This window comes from Rhizobium sp. SEMIA 4085 (assembly GCF_013004495.1).
In the GTDB taxonomy this organism is placed as follows: domain Bacteria; phylum Pseudomonadota; class Alphaproteobacteria; order Rhizobiales; family Rhizobiaceae; genus Rhizobium; species Rhizobium gallicum.
Map to the genome: position 1 here is coordinate 1 of NZ_JABEPH010000023.1, position 22,434 is coordinate 22,434.

Annotated in this window: 20 protein-coding genes and 6 pseudogenes; 3 read left to right on the plus strand and 23 right to left on the minus strand. The window is 61.7% G+C overall.

Annotation, left to right across the window (positions count from 1 at the left end):
* Positions 1–239: pseudogene (locus C9413_RS33060) on the plus strand (transposase); the annotation flags it as partial.
* A gap of 477 nt (positions 240–716) precedes the next feature.
* Here the strand turns inward: C9413_RS33060 and C9413_RS04275 are convergent.
* The 21 genes and pseudogenes from C9413_RS04275 to C9413_RS04375 form a co-directional block, all read right to left on the minus strand.
* A pseudogene (locus tag C9413_RS04275) lies at positions 717–980 on the minus strand (transposase); the annotation flags it as partial.
* Between the two features lie 236 nt (positions 981–1,216).
* Positions 1,217–1,431: pseudogene (locus C9413_RS04280) on the minus strand (IS110 family transposase); the annotation flags it as partial.
* 361 nt (positions 1,432–1,792) lie between these two features.
* A pseudogene (locus C9413_RS04285) lies at positions 1,793–2,257 on the minus strand (IS110 family transposase); the annotation flags it as partial.
* 97 nt (positions 2,258–2,354) lie between these two features.
* A pseudogene (locus C9413_RS04290) lies at positions 2,355–2,600 on the minus strand (IS110 family transposase); the annotation flags it as partial.
* A gap of 136 nt (positions 2,601–2,736) precedes the next feature.
* Positions 2,737–3,789 (minus strand): hydrogenase expression/formation protein HypE, encoded by a 1,053-nt coding sequence (gene hypE, locus C9413_RS04295; protein WP_170250214.1) that lies wholly within the window; start codon positions 3,787–3,789, stop codon positions 2,737–2,739.
* Complete coding sequence (gene hypD / locus C9413_RS04300; protein WP_170250215.1) at positions 3,786–4,943, minus strand: hydrogenase formation protein HypD; 1,158 nt, start codon at positions 4,941–4,943, stop codon at positions 3,786–3,788. Before hypD ends, hypE begins: the two co-directional genes overlap by 4 nt.
* A complete protein-coding gene (locus C9413_RS04305) occupies positions 4,940–5,167 on the minus strand; it encodes a HypC/HybG/HupF family hydrogenase formation chaperone (RefSeq protein WP_040114126.1) in 228 nt (75 codons plus the stop codon). Before C9413_RS04305 ends, hypD begins: the two co-directional genes overlap by 4 nt.
* The gene (gene hypF, locus C9413_RS04310; protein WP_040114127.1) at positions 5,158–7,431 is read right to left on the minus strand and encodes a carbamoyltransferase HypF; all 2,274 of its coding nucleotides are present in this window, start codon (positions 7,429–7,431) and stop codon (positions 5,158–5,160) included. The genes C9413_RS04305 and hypF overlap by 10 nt, the downstream gene beginning before the upstream one ends.
* A gap of 3 nt (positions 7,432–7,434) precedes the next feature.
* Complete coding sequence (gene hypB / locus C9413_RS04315) at positions 7,435–8,313, minus strand: hydrogenase nickel incorporation protein HypB (RefSeq protein ID WP_040114128.1); 879 nt, start codon at positions 8,311–8,313, stop codon at positions 7,435–7,437.
* Positions 8,313–8,654 (minus strand): hydrogenase maturation nickel metallochaperone HypA, encoded by a 342-nt coding sequence (gene hypA / locus C9413_RS04320; protein ID WP_040114129.1) that lies wholly within the window; start codon positions 8,652–8,654, stop codon positions 8,313–8,315. The genes hypB and hypA overlap by 1 nt, the downstream gene beginning before the upstream one ends.
* Positions 8,647–9,759 carry a nickel-dependent hydrogenase large subunit gene (locus C9413_RS04325; protein WP_170250216.1) on the minus strand — a complete coding sequence of 371 codons (1,113 nt, stop codon included), beginning with the start codon at positions 9,757–9,759 and terminating at the stop codon, positions 8,647–8,649. Before C9413_RS04325 ends, hypA begins: the two co-directional genes overlap by 8 nt.
* Positions 9,756–10,280 (minus strand): [NiFe]-hydrogenase assembly chaperone HybE, encoded by a 525-nt coding sequence (gene hybE / locus C9413_RS04330; RefSeq protein ID WP_040114131.1) that lies wholly within the window; start codon positions 10,278–10,280, stop codon positions 9,756–9,758. The genes C9413_RS04325 and hybE overlap by 4 nt, the downstream gene beginning before the upstream one ends.
* On the minus strand, positions 10,270–10,485 hold the full coding sequence (locus C9413_RS04335; protein ID WP_040114132.1) for a rubredoxin: 216 nt from the start codon (positions 10,483–10,485) through the stop codon (positions 10,270–10,272). Before C9413_RS04335 ends, hybE begins: the two co-directional genes overlap by 11 nt.
* Positions 10,482–11,330 (minus strand): hydrogenase expression/formation protein, encoded by an 849-nt coding sequence (locus C9413_RS04340; RefSeq protein ID WP_170250217.1) that lies wholly within the window; start codon positions 11,328–11,330, stop codon positions 10,482–10,484. Before C9413_RS04340 ends, C9413_RS04335 begins: the two co-directional genes overlap by 4 nt.
* Positions 11,327–11,776, minus strand: coding sequence for a hydrogenase accessory protein (locus tag C9413_RS04345; RefSeq protein ID WP_040114134.1), 450 nt, complete (start codon positions 11,774–11,776; stop codon positions 11,327–11,329). The genes C9413_RS04340 and C9413_RS04345 overlap by 4 nt, the downstream gene beginning before the upstream one ends.
* Positions 11,777–11,877: 101 nt before the next feature.
* Positions 11,878–12,240: a HypC/HybG/HupF family hydrogenase formation chaperone gene (locus tag C9413_RS04350; RefSeq protein WP_246703688.1), complete on the minus strand. Its 363-nt coding sequence runs from the start codon at positions 12,238–12,240 to the stop codon at positions 11,878–11,880.
* 167 nt (positions 12,241–12,407) lie between these two features.
* On the minus strand, positions 12,408–12,890 hold the full coding sequence (locus C9413_RS04355) for a HupE/UreJ family protein (RefSeq protein ID WP_223844059.1): 483 nt from the start codon (positions 12,888–12,890) through the stop codon (positions 12,408–12,410).
* Between the two features lie 9 nt (positions 12,891–12,899).
* Positions 12,900–13,496 carry a HyaD/HybD family hydrogenase maturation endopeptidase gene (locus tag C9413_RS04360; RefSeq protein ID WP_040114135.1) on the minus strand — a complete coding sequence of 199 codons (597 nt, stop codon included), beginning with the start codon at positions 13,494–13,496 and terminating at the stop codon, positions 12,900–12,902.
* Positions 13,497–14,213: a Ni/Fe-hydrogenase, b-type cytochrome subunit gene (gene cybH, locus C9413_RS04365; protein WP_040114136.1), complete on the minus strand. Its 717-nt coding sequence runs from the start codon at positions 14,211–14,213 to the stop codon at positions 13,497–13,499.
* A 13-nt stretch (positions 14,214–14,226) separates the two neighbouring features.
* Positions 14,227–16,017: a nickel-dependent hydrogenase large subunit gene (locus C9413_RS04370; RefSeq protein ID WP_040114137.1), complete on the minus strand. Its 1,791-nt coding sequence runs from the start codon at positions 16,015–16,017 to the stop codon at positions 14,227–14,229.
* A 23-nt stretch (positions 16,018–16,040) separates the two neighbouring features.
* Positions 16,041–17,123 carry a hydrogenase small subunit gene (locus C9413_RS04375; protein ID WP_040114138.1) on the minus strand — a complete coding sequence of 361 codons (1,083 nt, stop codon included), beginning with the start codon at positions 17,121–17,123 and terminating at the stop codon, positions 16,041–16,043.
* Between the two features lie 105 nt (positions 17,124–17,228).
* Here C9413_RS04375 and C9413_RS04380 point away from each other — a divergent pair.
* Positions 17,229–17,365, plus strand: a pseudogene (locus tag C9413_RS04380) (IS6 family transposase); the annotation flags it as partial.
* A gap of 845 nt (positions 17,366–18,210) precedes the next feature.
* On the opposite strand, the gene C9413_RS04390 reads toward C9413_RS04380, so the two are convergent.
* Positions 18,211–20,745, minus strand: coding sequence for a HAMP domain-containing methyl-accepting chemotaxis protein (locus C9413_RS04390; RefSeq protein WP_170250218.1), 2,535 nt, complete (start codon positions 20,743–20,745; stop codon positions 18,211–18,213).
* Between the two features lie 539 nt (positions 20,746–21,284).
* On the minus strand, positions 21,285–21,488 hold the full coding sequence (locus C9413_RS04395) for a cold-shock protein (protein WP_040114140.1): 204 nt from the start codon (positions 21,486–21,488) through the stop codon (positions 21,285–21,287).
* A 358-nt stretch (positions 21,489–21,846) separates the two neighbouring features.
* Between C9413_RS04395 and C9413_RS04400 the strand changes: the two genes are divergently transcribed.
* Positions 21,847–22,344 carry a DUF309 domain-containing protein gene (locus tag C9413_RS04400; protein WP_223844060.1) on the plus strand — a complete coding sequence of 166 codons (498 nt, stop codon included), beginning with the start codon at positions 21,847–21,849 and terminating at the stop codon, positions 22,342–22,344.
* Positions 22,345–22,434: the final 90 nt, after the last annotated feature.

A 22,434-nucleotide genomic window follows, 5' to 3' on the forward strand; every position in this document is an offset into this window, starting at 1 on the left:
TCCCTGCTCAATTCGTGAAGCCCTACGTCAAGTCGAACAAGAGTGACATCATCGACGCGGAGGCGATCGCTGAAGCACCACACGGCCGACAATGAGGTTTGCAGCAATCAAAAGCGAAGAACAAGCAGACCCTCCAAACCCTTCACCGTGTGCGTGACCAGATGATCGGCACGAGAACACGCCTGATCAATCAGATGCGAGCCTTCTGCCTCGAATACGGGATCGCGCTACGCCAGGGCGCTGGTCTGTTCAAGCTCGACCTTCCACAGGCCATCGAAGATCCTACCAACGATTTGTCTCCGGCCATGCGGAAGCTGCTCGCCAACCTGTTCGCGGACTTACGCCAATTGGAGCAAGGCTCGGATGCACCCCAACAAAGCTGTCGTCGCACTTGCCGCTAAGATAGCCCGGATTGTCTGGGTTGTCCTGACCAAGCCTCGAGCACTCTACGAACGCAGAGACCCTGCATTCACCTGACGCTTCTGGCTCGATTGCAAGGCTCGGGATAGTGATGACGAAACAGCGGATCAACATGCCGTAAGCCCTGTGCAAAAAAGGCGGGCTTCGTGCCCGAACCATTTTATTGGGAGCGGCGTGTGCGGATCTCATCATGGCCTGGCTGCAACCGCAGCCCACTCGCGAGAGGCCGGATACATTTATGCAACTGGAATCGTCATTTACGATGTCGCGACCTCTTGCACGGGCGAGGCGGACCATACATTTTTTGATAGAAGCTCGCGAAGCGCAGCTGCATCGAGCATCTGCTCGGTGAGCAGCTTCTTCAGCCTGCATTCTCGTCCTCAAGCGCCTTCAACCCGCTTCGCCTCGGAGACTTCCATACCGCCGTATTTGGCTTTCCAGTTGTAAAACGTCGCTTCCGAAATTCCGTGCTTGCGGCAGAGGTCGGCTGCCTTCGCACCAGCCTCCTGCTCCTTCAGCACCGCAATAATCTGCTCTTCCGTAACTCTCTGCTTCTTCATTCGTCCGTCCTGACCGCGGTCTGGGTTCCGGACGAAGGTCATGAGGCGACGATCCGCGACCTGGTGCGCGGCAGGCAAGCCGAAAGTCATCGCTGTCACCGCCATTGCCAGAGAAATGGCCGCGTTCCTGTGGGCGATTGCGCAGGAGGTCGCTCCTGCAAAAAGGCTTAAAGAGCCGCCGTCGGCGGAAAAGTATCGAGCCCGCGAAGCTGCCAATGACGCGCTGAAGCAGGCTCGCGCATCGCCTGGTAGGCGGCCACAACCGGCGCCATCGACCAGGATGCCGCGGTCTCCACCACCAGCTTGGTCAGCCTGTCCAGACGCACGCCGGCATCCTCGATGGCCTGGCAATATTCCGCCAACAGGATGTGGTGGGCAGGGTGATCGAAGACCTGGCACGCCAGCCATCGGACATGGCGCGCGTCCATGGTTTGCGGCCCGCATAGATCCGGCATCGCCGATTTCGACCACAAAGGAGACCGCCGTCGTGGACGCGATTGCGTTTCTGACGATTAGTCGGGTGCAGGCATGTATACGTCCTTTGATTGCGGCGCGTTCATGCCGCTGGCCCTGATGTAGTCCGCTGATCGGATCCCAGAGAGGTCAACGCGCTTTCAAGCGGCACCCACTGATCGGGTTTGTCCGATCCCGGCTCGACCGTTCGCCATCACACCATCAGCACCTCACTTCGCTGACCTTCTCGTGCACCTCCCGCAACTGCCCGATCAGCGGAAGAAGTGCGGACCGCGCAAGCGGCGGGATGAGATCGTGATCACCTCTTCGACCAACGCGATCAGCATTCCGACGCCGGCAATGCCCTGTCGCGTCACGATGCCGAACTCCGCCAATTGGCCGCGTAAGGCGTTCACCAGCATTGTCCGCTGCCGGATCAAAAGCTCGCGGACCCGATACAGCATCAGCACACTCTGTTGCTCTTCGCTCTTCACCGGAACGAAGCGCATCGTCGGCCGCGTCACCGCCTCGCAAATCGCCTCGGCATCTGTCGCGTCATTCTTCTGCCGCTTCACGTACGGCTTGACGTAAGACGCCGGCATCAGCCGAACCTCGTCACCCAGCGCCATAAGAACCCGAGCCCAGTGGTGTCCAGTCGCGCAAGCCTCGATTCCGATCAAGCACGGCGGCAACGCCTTGAAGAATCCAACGACATCGTCGCGGCCCAGCTTGCGGCGGCTCACGGTCGCGCCGGCACCATTGATCCCGTGAACCTGAAATACATGCTTGGCGATATCCAGACCAATTGTGGTAATCTTCTCCATGGACGGCTCACCCTTATGTGACTTTCGACAGCCACACTTTGGCACATTGCGATGCCGGGAGCGGAGGCCGTCCACCACATCAGGTCAGCCCGAGGCAACGAATATCTTCCTCATCGGGCGTGAGAAGTTTGACCATCGAGCAGGCACGTGGTTCGCCGCGCTTCCAAGCCATTAAAGCGCGTATCAATGTTTCGCCGTCGATGCGATCCGCCTTTGCGCGGCGATGACGGCGAGACATGACAATGGATGCAGCCTCCACAATATGGCTCTCGATCCAGGCTTCCTTGCTGAGCACTCGCCCCAGCCAGAAGCCGTCAAGCCCGGCCTCCTGGACCACTACCAGCGGGTAGAGCCTCTCCTTACGACGCTGGGCTTTCGGTCGAGATCGATCGACACCTCATCCCGGCTCTGCGCAGGTCCAATGCAGGCGCTGGGACAGAGAATTGAAGCTATGACAGAGGAGCAGGATGCGCATTTCCTCAGCAGATTCTGGGAAGCTGTTCGCCGGACAGCCAGTCGACGATGCGTCCGCCGCCGAACGACGTTGCCATTTGCACGAAGCAATTGTCGTCCGCCACGACGTGGCCGATCAGCGCCGCTTCCCTGCCAAGCGGGTGCGCCCGCATGGCGGCGAGCAATGCATCAGCGGCTTCGGGCGCCACGACTGCGGCGAGCTTGCCCTCGTTGGCGACATTCAGCGGATCGAGGCCGAGGAGTTCGCAGGCCGCAGCCACCTCGGGGTTGATCGGAATGGCCTCCTCATCGATACGAAAACCAACCTTCGACGCATTGGCGATTTCGTTCAGCGTCGCGGCAAGGCCGCCGCGGGTCGGATCGCGCATCAGCCTGATCGATGCTCCGGTAGCCTCGACCATGGCGGCCACCAGACCATGCAGTGCGGCGGAATCCGAGACGATATCTGTGTCGAATTCCAGGTTCTCACGCTTCGACATCACCGCGACGCCGTGATCGCCGATCGAGCCGGACACGATCACCACATCGCCCGGACGGGTAGCATCGGAGCGGAGATCGAGCCCGGCCGGAACCATGCCGACGCCGGCGGTGGAGATGAACACGCCGTCGGCCTTGCCGCGTTCGACCACTTTCGTATCACCGGTGATGATCGGCATACCCGCCTCGCGCGACGCGGCACCCATGGTTTCGGCGATGCGGTCGAGATCGGCCAGCGGAAACCCTTCCTCGATGATGAAGCTCGCCGAAAGATAGAGCGGCACCGCGCCCGCCATCGCGATATCGTTGATCGTGCCGTGCACGGCTAGCGAGCCTATATTGCCGCCCGGGAAGAACAGCGGCGAGACAACATAGCCGTCGGTGGTCATCACCATGCGGCCGCCAGGCACCATGAAGGCCGACTGGTCGTTGCCGGCCCGCAGCCATTCATTGTCGAAGGCCTTGTGGAATATGCCCTCGATCAATTGGCCCATGGCGCGGCCGCCGGCCCCATGGGACAGGTCGACGCGGCCACTTTTGAGGTCGAGCTTGCGCCTGTTGGCTTTCGCCATCACGTTCATGCGCCGGCCCTTCCGCGTTCGGAGGCTTTGGCGTGCTCGCGGAAGCGGCCATAGGTCCAATGGGCGGCACAGGCGCCCTCGTAAGAAACCATGCAGGATCCCATCGGCGTGTCCGGCGTGCAAACGGTGCCGAACAACTTGCAGTCGGCCGGCTTCTTGACGCCGCGCAGGATCGCGCCGCATTCGCAGGCCGGGTTGTCCTTCACGGCGGGCGTCACCATCGAGAAACGCTTTTCCGCGTCGTATTCCGCATATTGCGGCCTGAGCCGCACCGCGCCATAAGGCACTTCGCCGAGTCCGCGCCATTCGAAGCTCTCGCAAAGTTCGAAGAAATTGGCGATCTCGGTCTGCGCCTTCTCGTTGCCGAACGTGGTGACGGCGCGGATATACTGGTTCTCGACTTCATGCCGGCCGTCGTTCACCTGCCGGACCAGCATCAGGATCGCCTGGATGACATCGAGCGGTTCGAAACCCGCCACTACGACCGGTTTCTGGAATTCCTCCGCGAAAAATTCGTAGGGCTCGGTGCCGATCACGGTGCTGACATGGGCAGGGCCGATGAAACCGTCGATCTTGACCGTGCCAAGCTTGCGGACATCCGGGCTTTCGAGAATGTTCTGGATCGCCGCCGGCGTCAGCACGTGGTTGCAGAAGATCGAGAAATTCCTGAGCTCCTTGGCGATCGCGATCCTGAGCGCCAGCGCCGTCGGCGGCGTCGTGGTTTCGAAGCCGATGGCGAAGAAAACCACTTCTCGATCCGGCTCGGCTTCGGCGATCCGGAGCGCATCCAGTGTCGAATAGACCATGCGGATATCGGCGCCGGCGGTCCTGGCCTTGAGCAGGCTCGATCCGTTCGAACCCGGCACGCGCATCAGGTCGCCATAGGTGCAGATCGTGATCTCCGGCCGCATGGCAAGTGCGATCGCCGCATCGATGCGGCCGATCGGCAGCACGCAGACGGGACAGCCCGGACCATGGATCATCTGCATATTTTGCGGCAGAAGGTCTTCGAGGCCATAGCGGGAAATCGCATGCGTGTGGCCGCCGCAGAATTCCATGAAATGATAGCAACGCGCCGGATCGGCAAGCGTGGCGATTTGGCGGGCGATATCCTTGGCCAGCCTGCCGTCGCGATACTCGTCGATATATCTCATGCCGCTTCTCCCAAGGCAGCTTCGCGGATCACGGCCAGTGTCCTTTCCGCCCCTTCCGGATCGATCTTCGCCAGTGCGTGGCCGACATGCAGCAGGACATAGTCGCCCGGCTTGACTTCCTCGACAAGCGCGGTCGAAATGATCTTCGAGACGCCGTCGAGCGTCACCTTCGCCATGTTGTCTGACAGCACTTCCTTTACCTGGACCGGTATGGCTAGGCACATTTCGGGTTCTCCTCCACGTGTCCTCTATCGTTCTTGATGACTTGCCTTGCAAAGGCCGCCTGGCCAAGCGCAATGCCGCCGTCATTAGCGGGAATCATCCGCGGCAAAAGTGGCTCCAGGCCAAGATTGCGCAGGGCGTTCGCAAGGCCCTCAGCGAGGATTCGGTTCACGATGCAGCCGCCGCCGAGCATGATCTTGCTCGTTCCGGCTTGCGACGCCCCGCACGCCGCCCAATCGACGAGACCGGCGATCAGCGTGCCGTGGAACAGGTTCGAGGCGCTGACGCCGCAAAGCTGCCGCTCGGCGAGATGGACGATCAGCGGCCGGAAATCGAGCATGCCGTCGACAATGCTGTAGCCTTCGGGAAGACAGTGCGGGCTCTCAGCCAGAGCCTCGAACTCAATCGCCGCCTGTCCCTCGTAACTCTGAACGAGGCACAATCCGCTGACTGCAGCTGCAGCATCGAAGAGCCTTCCGAGGCTCGACGTCCGGGCCGGCTGCATGCCACGCGCGAACATGGCTTCGAGATGCGCGACGCCGGGATGTCCCGGCCAGAGCTTTGGCGCAAGATCGATGCGGCCGGCGGCCCGCAGCGCGGCGACGCCCATGCGCCAGGGTTCGCGGGCAGCACGATCGCCGCCCGGCAGCGGCAGCGGCGAAAGCGAGCCCAGCCGCTGCCATCGGTGCCCGTCGACCATCAGCATCTCGCCGCCCCAGCTGCCGCCATCGGCGCCATAGCCATGTCCGTCGAGCGCCAACCCGAGAACCGGCTCGGTGACGTGATGCTCGGCGACGACAGCGGCAATATGGGCAAGGTGGTGCTGGATCGCAACAAGCGGCAGGCCCAGGCTCTCCGCCATCCGCACTGACCGGAAATCGGGATGCAGATCGCAAGTGGCATAGTCCGGCCTGATATCGAGAATGGAACAGAGATGCGCGACCGTCTCCTGCTGGAAGCGGATCGCTTCGGCATTGTCGAGGCCGCCGATATGCTGCGACAAGAACGCCTCCCGGCCGCGCGTGATGCAGACAGTGTTCTTGAGATCGGCGCCGGTGGCGATCACGCACGGACCGTCCTCGCCGAGATCGACAGGCTCCGGCACGAAACCGCGCGCGCGCCTCAGGAAACTTGGAGCACCATCGATCACCTGCATGACCGAATCGTCGGCGCGGACGGCGATATCGCGATTGTGCGTGACGATGAGATCGGCAATCCCGGCAAGCCGGCGTACGGCATCGTCATTGCTGGCCACCAGCGGTTCGCCGCCCGGATTGGCGCTGGTCGCGACCAGCGCGGCGGGGCCATCTCGCAGACGCTGGGCAAGCGCGTCAAACAGCAGGTGGTGCAGCGGCGCATAGGCAAGCATCAGGCCGATCCGCGTGAGCCCGGGTGCGATGAGGTTGGAAAGCCCATCAAGGCCTTCCACCAAAACGATCGGGCGGGCGGAGGACATAAGGAGCCCTTCTTCGACCGCTGTCAGATTCGCCACAAGTCGTGCCGCCTCGATATCCCGCACCATGATGGCAAACGGCTTTTGGTCGCGCGCCTTGCGCAACCTGAGAAGATCGATGGCCGCATCGTTGTGCGCATCGCAGAACAGGTGGAAGCCGCCGATCCCCTTGAGCGCGACGATCTCGCCTTTCAGCAACCGTGCAGCAATCTCCCCGACCGGGTGACTGAGTTCCGGACCGCAGTCCGGACAGGCGACGGGTTCTGCATGGAAGCGCTGGCTTTCCGGATCGGCATAGTCGGCGCGGCAGGCCGCACACATCGGAAAGGCGGCCATCGAGGTCTGCCGACGGTCATAGGGAAGGGCGCCGGTGATGGTGAAGCGCGGGCCGCAATGGGTGCAATTGACGAAGGGGTAGCCGAAGAAGCGGCTCTGCGGATCGGTCAGCTCCCGCCGGCATTCGGCGCAAGTTGCGGCATCGGCGCCGATACGCGTCGCCGCTTGTCCGCCGACGCTTTCAAGGATCTCGAACAGTTCTCCGCCAGCTGCGTCCATCTCCAGCACATCAACGGAGTCTATGCGTGCCAAGGGCGGCGCCTGCATGCGCACAGCTTCGGGGAAACGGCTTGCACAAGTGCCTTCGACCTCGATCAGCACGCCGGCGCTGTCGTTAAGCACGAAACCCGTCAGCCGCATCGTCCGCGCCAGCCGAAAAACGAACGGACGGAAACCGACGCCCTGCACGGAACCGCGCACCCGCAGCCGCAGCCGCTGGACCGGATCGTCCACAGACGATGCCAGGGCGCGCGCCATCGATCAGGCCACCTTGGCGCGCGTCGCAAGCCTTGCGGCCGTGGCCTCCAGCCACGCGTAGAAGGCCTCCATGCCTTCACCGCTGCGGGCGGAGACGACCAACGTCTGCAGCCGCGCATTGACGCGGAGCGCATTGGCGATGCAGAGCCCGACATTGAAATCGAGATGCGGAAGCAGGTCCGACTTGTTGAGGATCATCAGATCGGAGGCGGCAAAAATGTCCGGATATTTGAGCGGCTTGTCTTCACCTTCGGTAACCGACAGCACCACCACCTTGTGGGCCTCGCCGAGCTCGAAGGGCGCCGGACAAACGAGGTTGCCGACATTCTCGATGAACAGGATCGAGCCCGGCTCGGGCGCCAGGTCTTCCACCGCGTGGCCAACCATATGGGCATCGAGATGGCAGCCCTTGCCAGTATTGATCTGAATGGCGCGGGCGCCGGTTTCGCGGATGCGGGCGGCGTCGTTGTTCGTCTGCTGGTCACCCTCGATGACATTGATCACCATACGATCCTTGAGTTCGCGGATGGCACGGACCAAAAGGCTCGTCTTTCCCGAGCCGGGGCTCGAGACGAAATTCAACGCGAAAATACCGTTCTGCACGAAGAAGGCCCGATTTTCGGCGGCATAGCCGTCGTTCTTGGAGAGAATATCCTTTTCCACCTTGATAATCCGCTCCTGGCTCATGCCCGGCACATGCACGCCAGCAATGCCCTTGCCGTAGTGGACGCTGCCGTCCTCGGCGTGGTGATGGTCATGGTCATCCGGGGAATGGTGGTGATGATCGTGATCGTGACTATGCGCGCCGGCATGGCCACGACCCTCGGCCTTGCTCTTGTCACCGTCAATCACTGCCGTTCCGCAGCCGCATACCGTGCACATCAGTTCACCTCCATGTCCCTGATCTTCAATTCGTCGCCCGCTGTCATCTGCACCCGATGCCGGCCGCAGTCCGGACAGGCTCCGAACCGCTCCTCGAGCGCCACCGTCTTTCCGCAATCGAGGCACCAGCCTTCGCCGCCGATGCGATTAATCTCGAGTGCCGCGTTTTCCGCAATCGTGCCATGCCGCACCGCTTCGTAACAGAATACCAGCGCATCCGGATTGACATGGCTCAAAACTCCGACATCCAGACGAACCGACCTGACCGTGCTCGCGCCATTCTGCCGCGCCGTCTCGCAGACGATCTCGATCACACTCTCCATCAACGACATCTCATGCATGGGCAGCCTCGCGAATGCCGATTTCGAACGCCACGCAGGGATCGAACGACATGGCCAGCCTGGATACCGACCGGGCGGCCGACTCGCCCACGCCGATCCGGGATGACAGCAGGGTTTGGACGAACGGACCCGCCGGATGGAAATTCCATTCGGTCGGAGCGAGTATGCGGTAGGCGGAAAGATGTCCGTCCATGCCGATCTCAACCTGATGGTAGAGCCTGCCGCGCGCGCATTCCACTGCACCATAGCCGCCGGCGCCGGGCGTCGGTCCGCCGCCCATCAGCGAGGAATACACATCCGTGTCCTGCCGGCCGAGATTGGAGAGCTGCTGCAGGCAAAGGCGAACGTCGTGAATGCGCGCCAGGAAGCGCTCGGCCAGATGCGGGCCTTCGGGCATGCCGGTGCTGCTCAGCCGGGCATAGGCCCCGGTCTCGACGACGCGGCCGGCCAGATGCGGCAGGCTGGCATAATCCACCTCACGGCAGAGATGAGCGATAACCTCTGCATCGTCCGCAACGGTCAGCGGGTCGGGCCGCCGGCTGGCGAAAATCCGGTCACCATCGATATCGCCGAGGATTGCTGCGTAGGCCGTATCCGGCCGCGGCTCGCCTTCACCGTCGGGAACGCCGAGGGCGGCAGCCGCAGCGGAAAGCCGCGCCGTCTGTTCGGTCACGAATGCGCGATCGGCGATCTTTGCCTTCGCACCAGCAATAATCGCCCGCGAGGCGGCCAGCGCCTCGCGCAGATATTTGCCTGCCGAGTCGACAATAACGGCGGTTAGCGGCGAAGGCCAGTGCAGGATCGGCGCTCTCAATGTCTCGAAGATACGCTCCGCAAGCAATTCGGCCGTGGCAGCGAACCGCTCCTCGCCGCGCATCGGCAGGTCAGCCGCGTTCAGCACCGCAAGCCGCGCTGCCACCGATTGCGAAATACCGCAGAGCGAAAAAACCTGCCCGGCAAGCACCGGCGCCTCTTCAGGGCGACGGCCGACGAATATGCGTGCCAGTCCCTGCGGGCGGTTGGCCTTTACCTCCACGGAACAGGCCAGCGCCCGCGACACCGTTACGTCGATCCGGATCGAGCCTGCGCCCAGGAGGAAGGTCATTCGGCCAATTCCTGCTGCTTGCGGAAATTCCCCCACAGCAGGTCGCGGCGATTGACGCTGGCCGGCGGGGCCGCCGCCGGCTCGAGCGCAGCCGGGTCGAAGAAGGCGCGGACGGCCTCCATCGCGGTCTCCAGCGCTGCTTCCATTGTCTCAAACTCGAAGGCCGGCGAAAACAGCGAGCAGGAATCGACCCGGCCGATCGCATCGAGCTCACCAGCGATGAACTCGACCTCGCCTGCGGGGAGACAGATGCGGACGCTCGTTCCCGAGGCAACCGGAGCCGACTGCACGCCACCGGCAATATCCACCGCCGCCAGGTTCATGAACCACGGCGTCGTGACGATCCCGAGGGCTCTTCCGCCACAGATCCGGAAGCCGGTCGCTGCACTCCCGAGGGCGGGATTGCAGAGCGGCACGTTCTGCATGGCGGTCGCATGAATGTGGCGATAGCGCATCTCCAGCTGCAGGCCGAGCATCTCGGCCGGATCGATTTCCGTACGCTCCGCAACGTCAGCGTCCATCGCCGAGCCTCATGAACTTCGATTGCAGGGCGTCACAGTTGGCACAGCGCCAGTCCTCGGGCAGGGCGGAAACCGGCGTGCCGGGCGGGATCTGCCAGACCGGGTCGCCTTCCGCGGGATCATAGACATGCCAGCAGATGCCGCACTCCATCTTGTCGTCATCGGACACCGTCTCGGACCTGCCGAAATTCTCGAAGCTCGTCATTTGAAATAGGCCTCTTCGATGTCGCGCAGCCGGGCTTCGGAATCCCTGAAATCCTCTTCGGCAGCGATGGCGACGGACGGGATCTCGGCAATCTCCAGCGTATCGAGAATGATCGTGTCCATGGCGTTATAGAACTGCACCGACCAGATGTCGCGGGCGCCGGCCGCCACAACCCGGCATGTGCCATAGCCGCGCGATGTGAGCTGCACCGGCCCGGCGCCGAGTGTCGCCTGCAGGAAACCCATGTCGTCCGGGCTCATCGGAAAGAGCGAGAAGGTGATGATATGGGCAGGATCGCCGTTGTTATAGCGGCCGATGCGGTCGCCGATCTCGGTCAGCACCGGCATGACATTCATGGCGCCCGCCGGCGCCGGCCCGTGGGAAATCGATGCCGGCAGCGCCGAACAGGCCTGACGTACGGCTGCGGGAATCGACGCAACCTCGATATAGTCAGCAAGCAGCCGGCCATCCGGGTCAGTGAAACGGATGCGCCAGACGCCGGCCATCACCGCTTCCTGGATCTGCGCCAGGAGGCCGGACGGCAGCGCGGCAATTCCCGCAACTTCACCTTCGCCGAGGGTCTGAGTGATCAGCTCCCTGTCGTCATTGGGAAAATCGGTGATATCGAACAGGCGGCCCGGCTGGTCAGCCTTCTGCACGGCGAGCGCATCGGCGAGTTCCGGCAGCAGCGTCGCCGTCCGGCGACAGCGGCGGATCATCTCCTCGGCGCTGCGGGTCGCGAGATAGTTGAGCTTGCGGGCGCTCTGCAGCGGCTCGGCGCCAATCGGCATGACCGTCATCGCCGCATCGTCGCCCTGGGGGGCGATCCAGAAACCTGCTTTCATCGGACGATCTCTTTGCCGGCATGGGTGATCTCGACCTTCGGCCCGCCGGATGCCACCATGACCGGCGCATCCGGAGATAGCCAGTTGCCGATCTTCTCCACATATTCCGACCAGTCGCGGATATTGCCGATGACGCCGAGCGGCTGGGCTCCCCGCGTGACGACGAGGCTTGGCATGACCACGACATTGAACCTCGGCTTGAGCTTGTCCTCGGCGGCGCGGAGGACGATGGCGCCCCGCAGCCGTCCCTGGAACGCCTGCAGGAGTTCGGGAAGAACGACGGCGACGTCGTCGGCTTCAGGTCGCTGCGCAGGATCGCCGGTGAAAAACAGGATCGAATGTTCCGCTTCGCCGGCGGCCGGCGCCAGGAAGGTATCGATGCTCGCTTCGTCGACGACGGGCAGTTGCATCCGCTCGCTCCAGGCGCGGACCAGGTAAGATGGCATTGTCCCCTCCAGAAATCAGCATGCAGAACATTCTCGAGAGTGAATCTGCAAGCGGTGTGCCAAATCCGGCGAACATTGGATTCCATTGATCTCAAGGAATTTCAAACGAGCCTGGAGGCTCGTTTCGAATTGCTGGAATTCTGGTTTCCAGATGCGGGAACTATTCTCTCACCCTCACGCAGATGCGCGGGCAATTCCGGCTCGCGAGCGATGAGATCGGCAAACAAGGCTTCGAAGGACCGGCCTTCGACAGCTTCCGCCAGGCCCGCAAGGGCATCATTGCTGGCTTGCGCCTCATCCCCGTCAAGGACGCGAATGGCCGAGCCCAGATGGGTCAATAGATATGTGCCTGGCGGCTGCGCGCCGACCAACATCATCGACACGGAAGAAATCGTGCCATGACGCTCGCATCGGGCCACGCACTCGTCGCCGGTGACGACCCGCATCGGAATACCTATGCACATGGCGTTGTCTCTCTTCTGTCATTCAAGTTACGAAATCGGGACGTCGTGGACAGCGCCCATACGCCGCGGCCTTGGTAGCGCAATATCAACCGGTCAACAGCGCGGCCCCTGCTAAGGCGGCGGCAGCTCCGACAACCCGCGAGACGATCTGCCCGGCCTTGCCGAATCTAAGCGATGCCGCCCGCGTGCAGGATGATGGTCGCGGCGAGGAAGCTCATGACATAGCCCGTGGCATGCGATATGGCAGGCAACTCCGAACCATGGGCATGACCGTGGAAGAGTGCGCATACCCCCACGATCGCCGCAGCCACCGGCGCCGGAACCTTGACTTCGAAGGCGACGAGCAGGCCGAGCACCGCGACGGTGAGGGCAGTCCCCATTTCCACCATCGGCAGCGGCACGCCGTAGATCCCCGTCACTCCGCCGATCGCCATGACGGTGACGAAGGCCAAGCGCACGATCCAGCGGGCCCTGCCGCCGAGCGTGGCGGCCCAGAAGCCGACCGCGACCATGGCAAGGATATGGGCGAGGCCGCTGAAAGGATGGCCGAGACCGGCAAGCGTGCCATCCGTATGAAGGCGGATATGGGTATTGGCGACGCCCGGCAGCGCCAGGCCCGCGAATGCAGCCAGTATTCTCCGATATTCCATGGGTCCTCCTCAGCTGTTCAAAGCAGCTGGCTCAGCGCGCCGTTCGTAATGGTCAAAATCGATATCGTTGCCGAGGAGCGAGGGCACGGTGCTGCCGCTCCGCGCTCTTACCTCGATGCCCCATCCCGCGAGAAAGGCGACTGCCGTCCGGATCGCTTCGGGGATGACCGCCTTCATCGGTTCCGTCAGCGGCCCGCCCCAAGCCTCGAGATCGACCGGCTGGCAGCCGATCAACGCCAGCTTTTCCGGATAGCGGCCGAGCAGGTCGGCGGCGCTCAGCACTTCCTGGAATCCGGTCTGGTGCAGGCTCATCTTCTTGGCGCCGGTGAATTTCGGCACTTCGTCGTTTTCGACGATCTTCAGCGTGCCCGGGGTGAGCCCGTAGTCGATGGCATCGAAGACGATGAGATAGTCGGTTTCCGCCACGAACTGCACGAGGTAGAGCCCTTGCGTCCCGCCGTCGAGGATAGTGACATTGTCCGGCACCGAATAGGCCTGGTGGAAGGCTTCGACCGCGCGTACGCCAAAGCCCTCGTCGGCCCACAGGATGTTGCCGATGCCGAGAACCAGCACCCGGGGCTGTGTGGAAGACAGTTGTTTGCGCATCTAGTCCTCCCGGTCCTTGAACACGCCCGAGATCATCGACGAGATGATGCTCTGCCGGCTCATGATGTCCTCCCGCACGGCCACATAGATATGGACCATTATGAAAACCAGGATCACCCACATGCCGAGATGGTGGAAGCTGTGGACGTCCTGGCTGTTCGGCCAGATCGAGAACACCCAGCCGAACAGGCTGCATTCCCAGCTGTCGCGGCCAGCGCCCTCGCTGTAGAGCGCAAAGCCGGTAATGATCATGAAGAACAGCGGCAGCGTGAACATCAAGAACATGGCGGACTGGGCAAGCGGATTGTGACCGACATATTTCTTCGGCTCGCTGATCAGGAAGGCGTACCAGCGCACGTCATGCACCCATTCCTTCCAGAACCGGCCGCTCCAGACCGGGACGTAGAAGATCTGCCGGGCATGGACATTGCCGACGAACACCCAGAGGATTCTCAGGATCAGTGCCACGGCCAGGATCTGCCCGGCGGCAAAATGGGTGAAGCGGATATATCCCATCAGAAAGTTGGCGCTGGCTTCCCCCGGCACCGACGGCAGCGGGCTGCCGATGAAATAGCCTGTCAGCGCAAGCGTCAGGATGGAGAATGCGTTGATCCAGTGCCATAGGCGCACCGGCGCCTCGTAGACATAGACGCTCTGGCGCTCCACGGCTCTTCCGCCGTGTGCGTCCGAAGTTGCAAGCGGTTCGGAAGGGCTCATCGCATATCCCTCCTCATCTCACTTGGACTTTTGCCATTTCCTGCCCGTCCGGGCTCATGACATGCGTGGAGCATGCAAGGCACGGATCGAAGGAATGGATGGTCCGGAGAATTTCCAGCGGCTGGGTGGGATCGGACATCGGGGTATCCATCAGGGAGGCTTCAAACGCGCCGATATTGCCTTCCGGATCGCGCGGACTGCCGTTCCAGGTGGTCGGCACGACGCATTGGTAGTTGTCGATCTTGCCGTCCTTGATCTTGATCCAGTGCGCGAGTGCGCCGCGCGGCGCTTCGGTGAAGCCGACGCCCTTGACTTCCCTCGGCCAGGTCTCCGGTTTCCATTTGTCGATGAAAGCGGTGGCGCTGTCGCCGGCCTTGATATTGGCGACCAGCTTGTCGAAGAAATAGCGCATCTGGCGGCCCGCCCATTCCGCTTCCAGCGCGCGCGCAGCCGTGCGGCCGAGCGTGGAGAAGAGCGCCGATGTCGGAAGACCGAGATCTTTCAGCAACTTCTCGACCGGCTCCTTGAATTCAGGCTTGCCCTGCGCATAGCCGACGATCCAGCGGGCGAGCGGGCCGACCTCCATGGCGTGTCCGCGCCAGCGCGGCGCCTTGATCCATGAATATTTGCCGCCTTCGTCCAGTTCCTGGATGTTGGTCTTGGTGCCCTTGGCATTGGGGCCCAGTTCGTAATGCGGCTCGGTGACGCCGTCCCAGGGGTGCAGGCCCTTGGCCTCGTCCGGATACTTGTACCAGGAATGGGTGACGAATTCCTGGATCTGCTCCGGATCGGCGTGGTCGATCGGCAGGACTTCGGCAAGATTGCCGTCGATGATCGCGCCGCGCGGCAGCTTCAGGCTCGCCTCCGAATAATCGTTGGCATATTCCGGCACATCGCCATAGGCGAGCACGTTCTTGTCCGAAAGGCCGCCGCCGTAGAGCCAGTCCTTATAGAACGAGCCGATCACCATGATGTCGGGCACATAGACCTTTTCGTTGAACTCGATCAGTTGGTCGATGATCGACGACACATGGTTGAGGCGCTCCATGTTGATCGCGCCGACCGCGCCGGCTCCGTCGATGTTGATAGGACAGGGCACGCCGCCGACCAGCCAGTTCGGATGCGGATTCTTGCCGCCGAAGATCGCATGGATCTTGACGATCTCCTTCTGGAAATCCAGCGCCTCGAGATAGTGCGCGACGGCCATCAGGTTGGCTTCCGGCGGCAGCTTATAGGAGGCGTTGCCCCAATAACCGTTCTTGAACGGACCGAGCTGGCCGGATTCGACGAATTTCTTGAGCCGGGTCTGGATGTCCTTGAAATAGCCGGGCGAGGAGAGCGCCCAGTCGGACGTCGCCTGCGCCAGCTGCGACGTCGCCTTCGGATCGGCCTTGAGCGCGGAGACGACGTCCACCCAGTCAAGCGCATGCAGATGATAGAAATGCACCACGTGATCATGCACCTGCAGCGCAAGCTGCATCAGGTTGCGGATCGAATTGGCGTTTTCCGGGATGGCAATGCCGAGCGCATTCTCGACCGCGCGCACCGAGCTCAGCGCATGCGTGCCGGTGCAGACGCCGCAGATCCGCTCGGTGAAGGCCCAGGCGTCGCGCGGATCGCGGTTCTTGAGGATGACTTCGATGCCGCGCCACATCGTGCCGGTGGATACGGCGTTGCGGATGACGTTGTTGGCGTCGACATTGACCTCGACCCGCATATGGCCTTCGATACGGGTGACGGGATCGACGACGATGCGTTTGCCGGAATTGTCGAGCGTGAAGCCGTTCGGCGTTTGGATAGCCATGATGGTGTTCCTTGCCCAGAGTGTTAAGCGTCGGTTTTTTCGCGCTTGGTGATGACGCGGTTGACGGCGGTGATGGCGGCGTGGGCCGCGATCACACCGCCGACGACGCCGACCGCGGTCATTCCGACCCGGTCGGCATTGGCCTCGATGCCGAACTGGTTGATCGTGGTCAGGCGTTCATAGACACTGCCCTTGTCCCAGAAACCATCCTCGGAGCAGCCGATGCAGCCGTGACCGGACTGGATCGGGAAGGAGACGCCGCCGTTCCAGCGCACCGTCGAGCAAGCATTGTAGGTGGTCGGGCCCTTGCAGCCCATCTTGTAGAGACAGTAGCCCTTGCGTGCGCCCTCGTCGTCCCATTCCTCGACGAACTGGCCGGCATCGAAATGCGGACGGCGATAGCATTTGTCGTGGATGCGCTGCGAATAGAACATCTTCGGCCGGCCCTGCCGATCGAGCTCGGGCAATCGGCCGAAGGTGGTGATGAAGGTGACGACGCCGGTCATCACTTCGGCGATCGGCGGACAGCCCGGGACCTTGATGATCGGCTTGTCGCGGATCACCTTGTCGATCGGCGTTGCCTGGGTCGGGTTGGGCTTTGCGGCCTGGACGCAGCCCCAGGAGGCGCAGGCGCCCCAGGCGATGATCGCCATGGCGTCTTCGGCCATCCATTTGAGCTTCTCGACGAAGGGCCGGCCGCCGTCGATGCAGAACATGCCGTCCTCGTTGAGCGGCGGATTGCCCTCGACGGCGAGGATGTACTTGCCCTTGTACTTCTGTTTGGTCTCTTCGAGGATGGCTTCAGCCTGATGGCCGGCCGCGGCCATGATCGTGTCGTCATAATCGAGCGAGATCATCGATAGGACCACGTCCTTGATCAGCGGATGGGCCGAGCGGATGAAGCTTTCCGAGCAGCAGGTGCATTCGAGGCCGTGCATCCAGATAACAGGAACCCGTTCCTTGGTTTCGAGTGCCTCGGCCATCGCCGTTACCGCGCCCGGACCAAAACCGAGGCTCGCCGCCGTCAAGCTACAGAATTTCGTGAAACTGCGTCGGGTAATCCCCTGGCGGCGAATGACATCATAAAAGGTTTCTGTTTTGCTCATCGTGCTCCTCCAGCGCTTCCGTTAACTCACCCGGATGGATATCCAGGCAGGCATGAAAGGGAGAGGCAGCAAGAAGCGGGCCAGTTTGAAATATTGATCATGGGCATGAGCCAGCCCATCGGCCAATACAAGACCCATCGTTTCCCGCCAGAGATCATCGCCCGCGCTGTCTGGCTCTATTGCCGGTTTCTGCTTAGCTGCGGCACGTTGAGGAAATGCTGCTTGAGCGCAGGATCGTTATTCCCTCGGAAGACTGAGGACCGTACGTGATCAGGACCCACGCCACATCGTTGTCGGCGCAGAGCGTCTTGAAGATTGCCAGGCTTCTCTCGAAGGGCCGCTTCACGGGATGATTGACCATGACCTTAGCCGTGGGTGGTCGCTTGATGAAAGGTTGGTCGCGCTGAATGGCCTGTTATCGAAGGAGCTTGCTGAGCCAAACCGCCTAGTGACTTTGCATTAGTCGTCGGGACGCAGTGCGTTGGTGCTATGGACAGGCTCTCACGCGTATCGTAATCGGCTGCCATCAGATTGAGCGCAGTCGAGCACCTTACGCTTAGTCAGGAATTACATTCTTGCAAAACCTTCGGGATCGATGTTCATGCGAGCTAGGCCAGCATGTCGGCCTCGATACAGGCGGCAATGAATGCATCGCGGGCAAAATCGGGTGACTGGCTCCGATCAATTGCTGCGGTGCAGGCTCGCATGGCATTCAGATAGTGTTGGTTACTTCGCGCCGGCCAGCGATATCTAAGATACTCAACCGCGGCCTCTGGTCCAAAAATGCTCTCGCTAGATCCATGTCCTACTCTGACATGGACGGGCGCACTCCAATGTATCAGGGAGGGCGTTCTTGCTTCGCTTCTCATGTTGAGGCTCCTCCTGAAGCCTGCAGATGAACTCCACGAGAGGAGAAACGTTCCATTGGAGCAGCCGGAATGAATTGCTTTCGACAATGACCCGACGACCGGCTTGCAGGGTTGCCCGCTCATTCGGCGCTTCCGCCTTTTCGGACGTTCGATCAATCGACGATGCCGACGGTCGAATGCTCCAGCGATCAGGATCTTCCCATGCGGATTTTAGCCTTTTAGGCCGCCTTCATTTCTTCCGATTGGCCACTGTTTTCTCCCAGATCGAACCGGTCGACGAGATCCATCAGATTGTCGGCTTCGCCCGACAACGTCCAGCTCGTGGCCTCAGTCTCCTCGGCCATGGCAGCATTGCTTTGCGTCAGCTGGTCGAGGCGCGTAATCGCAACATTGACCTCGGCGATCGACGACGCCTGCTCCCGGCTCGACATCGCAATCGCTTCGATCTGGGTCGAGATTCCGACGATGTGCTCGGAAATATCCAGCAACGCGGCCCCGGTTTCGGAAACCAGGCCGGCGCCGGTGGCGACTTCGGCGGTAGAATTTCCGATCAGCGAGGCGATCTCCCTGGCGGCCCCAGCGGAACGCTGCGCAAGTTCGCGCACTTCCTGCGCTACGACGGCAAAGCCCTTGCCGGCCTCGCCGGCGCGTGCCGCTTCGATGCCCGCGTTGAGCGCCAGCAGGTTGATCTGGAAGGCGATGTCGTCGATGACCTCGATGATGTTGCCGATCCGGCTGGATGCGCCCTCGATGCGTCCCATCGCCGAGGTTGCATTACCCACGACGACGGTGGACCGATCGGCGCCCTGCTTGGCGTGGGAGACGGTTCGGTTGGCATTGGCCGCCTGGTCCGCCGCCTTGCGGATCGTGGCGACGATCTGGTCGACGGTCGCGGCCGTTTCTTCGAGCGACGCGGCTTGCTGCTCGGTTCGACCGGAGAGCGCCTTGGCACCGTCGGCGAGGTGACGGCCGCTTCCCTGAATGGCGGACGATGTGATGCGGATCTCGACAAGAGTTTGCCTCAGTCCTGCGACGGCGGCGTTGAAATCGGTGCGCAACTTGTCGAGCGCCGGAGCAAATGGTGTTTCGATCGTGCAGGTCAGCCGGCCCTTCGCCATGGCGTCGAGCGCGCCCGCCAAGGCGTCGACCGCGAAGGCGATTTCTGCATCGCGGCGGGACTTGTCCACCTCGTTGCGTTCACGCTCGGCATCGGCCGCGGCCCGTTCCTGCTCCGACAGCTGTTCGAGAACGATCTTCGCCTTCGCATTGGTCTTGAAAACGTCGAGGGCACGCGCCATCTCGCCGATCTCGTCGGCACGGTTCTGGTTGCCGACAGCCGTGTCGAGCATGCCGCCGGCGAGGTTGCGCATTGCCTGGGTGATCTGGCCGATCGGCCCCTTCAGCGTCAGCACCAGCGCCGCACCGGAAACGAGCGCGATGATTACGCCCAGTGCCATGGCGCCGACGGACAGCATGTTGGCATCCTGGCTCTGGCGCCCGGCTGCGCTCTGCTGCAGGTCGGCGAACAGCGAAAGCTCTTTGCCGATATGGTCGACCTCGGCGGTGGCAGCCTGGAATTGCTGGGCACGCTTGCCGGTGGCGCCGACGAGTTCGGCGGCCGCCTGCTCGATCCTGTCGAAAGACGGCGCGAGCTTTGCCGACTGCTCCCCGGCGAAAGCGAGGACGCCCGCCGGGGCGCTCAGCGTAAAGAGCGCCTTCCGGCATTCCGCGAGGTTCGTCGCCAGGGTCGACTGCTTTTCCGACGAGCGGTCGAGCATGAACTCGGCAAGTGCGATGCGCGTCAGGTAGATGGCCTCGGTGAGATGCCGCGTATCCTGCATCACGAACCCGGCCTTGGCGAGCGACGCGCCAAGCTGTTCGAACGTGGCGGACACGGCCTGCATCTTCACGGTCGCCGCCGCTTCGAGTGGCTCCTTCAGCGTTTTGAACTGCGCGAAGGTATCGAGGATTTTCTGAATGTTTTCCGGCGGGTGCGCCTTGTCGTCCACGAGCGCCATCAACGCCTTCGTGCTGGCCGAATACGCCTTAGCCAGCGATTTGGAATTCTTCGGCAACGCGATCGGAAGCAGCTTCTGGTGGACCTTCAGGTCGCCTATCGCCGCGGTGAGCTGCTGATAACCTTCAATGTCATCCTTGCGTGCGGCAAATGCGTCTCCCAGCGCAGCAACAAAGCTCGTCGCCGAGAGGATCTTCTGCACGTCGCGCAATTTCTGCTTGGCGTCGTCTTCCTGTGACCTGAATGACGTGTCAAACGCGATGGCGGCGGTCAGCAGATCCGTCTGCGACGTGGCGATGACTCCTAGGGCGTCCTTGATGCCGGCCTCGAGCCGCGCTTCATCGGCATGCAGCACCCAGAGGTCGTCCATCCGGCCGTCGATCGCAGCGAGTGCTGTCGATGCGCTGTCGAGCTCCGCCCAGCCTTCGGACCGAGGGGTCAGGCGTGCGCGGGCAGCGTCGAGGGCGGCGCGCTGCTCCCCGAGCCGCTCGAAGACGAGCGCCCGGTTTTCCTCGGTCGTCTGATCGAGAAAGCCGATCATCGCGGCATAAACATCCTTGAAGCCACGCAGCGAGGCCGAAACGTCGTTGGATATCGCCATACGGCTCTGTAGCAGGCCTGAAGCGAGGATTCCCGTCACCCCAACCGCCGTGATGCTCAGGATGAAGGGCAATACCAGCAACAACACCTTCGTTTGGATTTTGAAACGCGAGAGGAGGCGATCGACCCAGCTCATGAGAGTCCCGAAATTAAATGAAGTGGCAGCCGCGTGCAGTGCAGCATTGGCGCATCGATACGCGGGCAACAGATAACAAATGGATAATGGTGCGGCGCTTGCATGCGCATGTCACACAATATTCACACTGGCGAATTTGTATGACTTTTCAGTAACATGGTAGGTGCGCGATCATGGCATTCGTCGAATACGGCCTCCTCGACAACTAACGGAACATCGAGGATTGCTTTCTGGATATCCACGCCGATCGACTCCGAGTGAGCTGCGAGAGCATAACCGCCGCGGCGCCAAGGTCGGCTTTTTTGGTGGATGCGGTCGAGTAGGATGTGCTGCCCTAAAATTCCACTGTCCGAAAATTGTATACAAAAACTGGACAGTGAATTGGGCGACATGGGAGCACAGAGGGTCGAATTCCACCTTAGGCTCAGTCCGCCCCCGTGCACCGGCGCGAAAAGCACCTTACCGCGCAGGGCTCGTTGCCCGGCACCTCAAGAAGGAAGCGGCCCAGCGCGCGGACGTCACCAATATAACGATCTTAATCAAAGAACGCGGACGTTTTCTGCCTTCGATTTCCCGGTCTTGCGATCCTGACCGACGTCGTAGCTCACTTTCTGTCCTTCACTCAGAAAGCTGCCGCCCTGCAAGGCAGAGACGTGTACAAAGACGTCCGCTCCTCCATTTTCGGGTGTGATGAACCCAAATCCTTTGTCTCCATTGAAGAACTTAATCGTGCCTGTGGCCATCAACAAATCCTCGACGCGCGTTCACGGCTGATTGCCGCTACCAAGCCTTAAGGCGGTGAGCTGTCATCTGCAATCTGTTTGGTCCTTATCTTGTTTCGAGCCTCGGATTGCGTAGCAGTTTTCATTCCGTATTTTCAACGATAGCTTGCAAGAGCGCTGGGCAAAATTTTAAAACCGACTTGGCAGCAGCTTCATATCAGACCATGGTTATGCGGTGACGCGAATTGCAATGGTTACCCATGTGGTGAAACGTCTTCGACTGTTACCGCAAAGAAGTTTTCCGAATTATGCTTATCTGCCGGGCCGGCAGCCGCATCCCGTGCGCGACCCCGCGGGACATAGTTATCATGTCGAACCTTTGCCCGTCCCAACAAAGGCCCCGCTGGACTCGGAAGACTTCGCCTGGGGCCAGGATCTCTTCAATCATGGCTATTACTGGGAGGCGCATGAGGCTTGGGAAGGACTTTGGCAGGTAGCGGAACGCGGCAGTGCGGTGCGTATGCTCCTCAAAGGATTGATCCTGATTTCGGCAGCCGGCGTGAAGATACGCGAAGGTAAACATGAGGCAGCCCAACGTCATGCCGGGCGCGCCGCCGCTCTGTTTCGCCAATTGGGAACGATGCAGCATTGCGGCTTCGCGCGCGCACTTGGTATCTCTCCGGCGGCGCTTGCTGACCAGGCGGAAACCGCCGCCGAAACGCCCGCAGTCTTGAAGTCAACGATACCGGGGCATCCCGAACCGGTATTCGATTTTATCCTCCGTGGAAGTCACGCGAGACGCCGTGAAGGGACCGCGAACGAAAAAGGGTCGCTCGCTGTCCGGGGGGCAGGAAAGCGGTATAGCGACGACGCGTGATGTCGGCCGGCGCAGACTCGGTCTACCAGCAATCCCTGTAGCCGTTAACGCGACACTGCGGGAGGCCGAAATCGTAAAAATGGGAGAAGC

Excerpts from the sequence above, each read along its gene's own strand:
- C9413_RS04325 (WP_170250216.1), bottom strand. The coding sequence starts at position 9,759 with ATGACCTTCCTCCTGGGCGCAGGCTCGATCCGGATCGACGTAACGGTG.
- hypF (WP_040114127.1), bottom strand. The coding sequence starts at position 7,431 with ATGGCGCGCGCCCTGGCATCGTCTGTGGACGATCCGGTCCAGCGGCTG.
- C9413_RS04355 (WP_223844059.1), bottom strand. The coding sequence starts at position 12,890 with ATGGAATATCGGAGAATACTGGCTGCATTCGCGGGCCTGGCGCTGCCG.
- hybE (WP_040114131.1), bottom strand. The coding sequence starts at position 10,280 with ATGGACGCTGACGTTGCGGAGCGTACGGAAATCGATCCGGCCGAGATG.
- hypA (WP_040114129.1), bottom strand. The coding sequence starts at position 8,654 with ATGCATGAGATGTCGTTGATGGAGAGTGTGATCGAGATCGTCTGCGAG.
- C9413_RS04395 (WP_040114140.1), bottom strand. The coding sequence starts at position 21,488 with ATGGCCACAGGCACGATTAAGTTCTTCAATGGAGACAAAGGATTTGGG.
- C9413_RS04335 (WP_040114132.1), bottom strand. The coding sequence starts at position 10,485 with ATGACGAGCTTCGAGAATTTCGGCAGGTCCGAGACGGTGTCCGATGAC.
- hypD (WP_170250215.1), bottom strand. The coding sequence starts at position 4,943 with ATGAGATATATCGACGAGTATCGCGACGGCAGGCTGGCCAAGGATATC.
- C9413_RS04390 (WP_170250218.1), bottom strand. The coding sequence starts at position 20,745 with ATGAGCTGGGTCGATCGCCTCCTCTCGCGTTTCAAAATCCAAACGAAG.
- C9413_RS04375 (WP_040114138.1), bottom strand. The coding sequence starts at position 17,123 with ATGAGCAAAACAGAAACCTTTTATGATGTCATTCGCCGCCAGGGGATT.
- C9413_RS04305 (WP_040114126.1), bottom strand. The coding sequence starts at position 5,167 with ATGTGCCTAGCCATACCGGTCCAGGTAAAGGAAGTGCTGTCAGACAAC.
- C9413_RS04340 (WP_170250217.1), bottom strand. The coding sequence starts at position 11,330 with ATGAAAGCAGGTTTCTGGATCGCCCCCCAGGGCGACGATGCGGCGATG.
- cybH (WP_040114136.1), bottom strand. The coding sequence starts at position 14,213 with ATGAGCCCTTCCGAACCGCTTGCAACTTCGGACGCACACGGCGGAAGA.
- C9413_RS04345 (WP_040114134.1), bottom strand. The coding sequence starts at position 11,776 with ATGCCATCTTACCTGGTCCGCGCCTGGAGCGAGCGGATGCAACTGCCC.
- C9413_RS04370 (WP_040114137.1), bottom strand. The coding sequence starts at position 16,017 with ATGGCTATCCAAACGCCGAACGGCTTCACGCTCGACAATTCCGGCAAA.
- hypE (WP_170250214.1), bottom strand. The coding sequence starts at position 3,789 with ATGAACGTGATGGCGAAAGCCAACAGGCGCAAGCTCGACCTCAAAAGT.
- C9413_RS04350 (WP_246703688.1), bottom strand. The coding sequence starts at position 12,240 with ATGTGCATAGGTATTCCGATGCGGGTCGTCACCGGCGACGAGTGCGTG.
- hypB (WP_040114128.1), bottom strand. The coding sequence starts at position 8,313 with ATGTGCACGGTATGCGGCTGCGGAACGGCAGTGATTGACGGTGACAAG.
- C9413_RS04360 (WP_040114135.1), bottom strand. The coding sequence starts at position 13,496 with ATGCGCAAACAACTGTCTTCCACACAGCCCCGGGTGCTGGTTCTCGGC.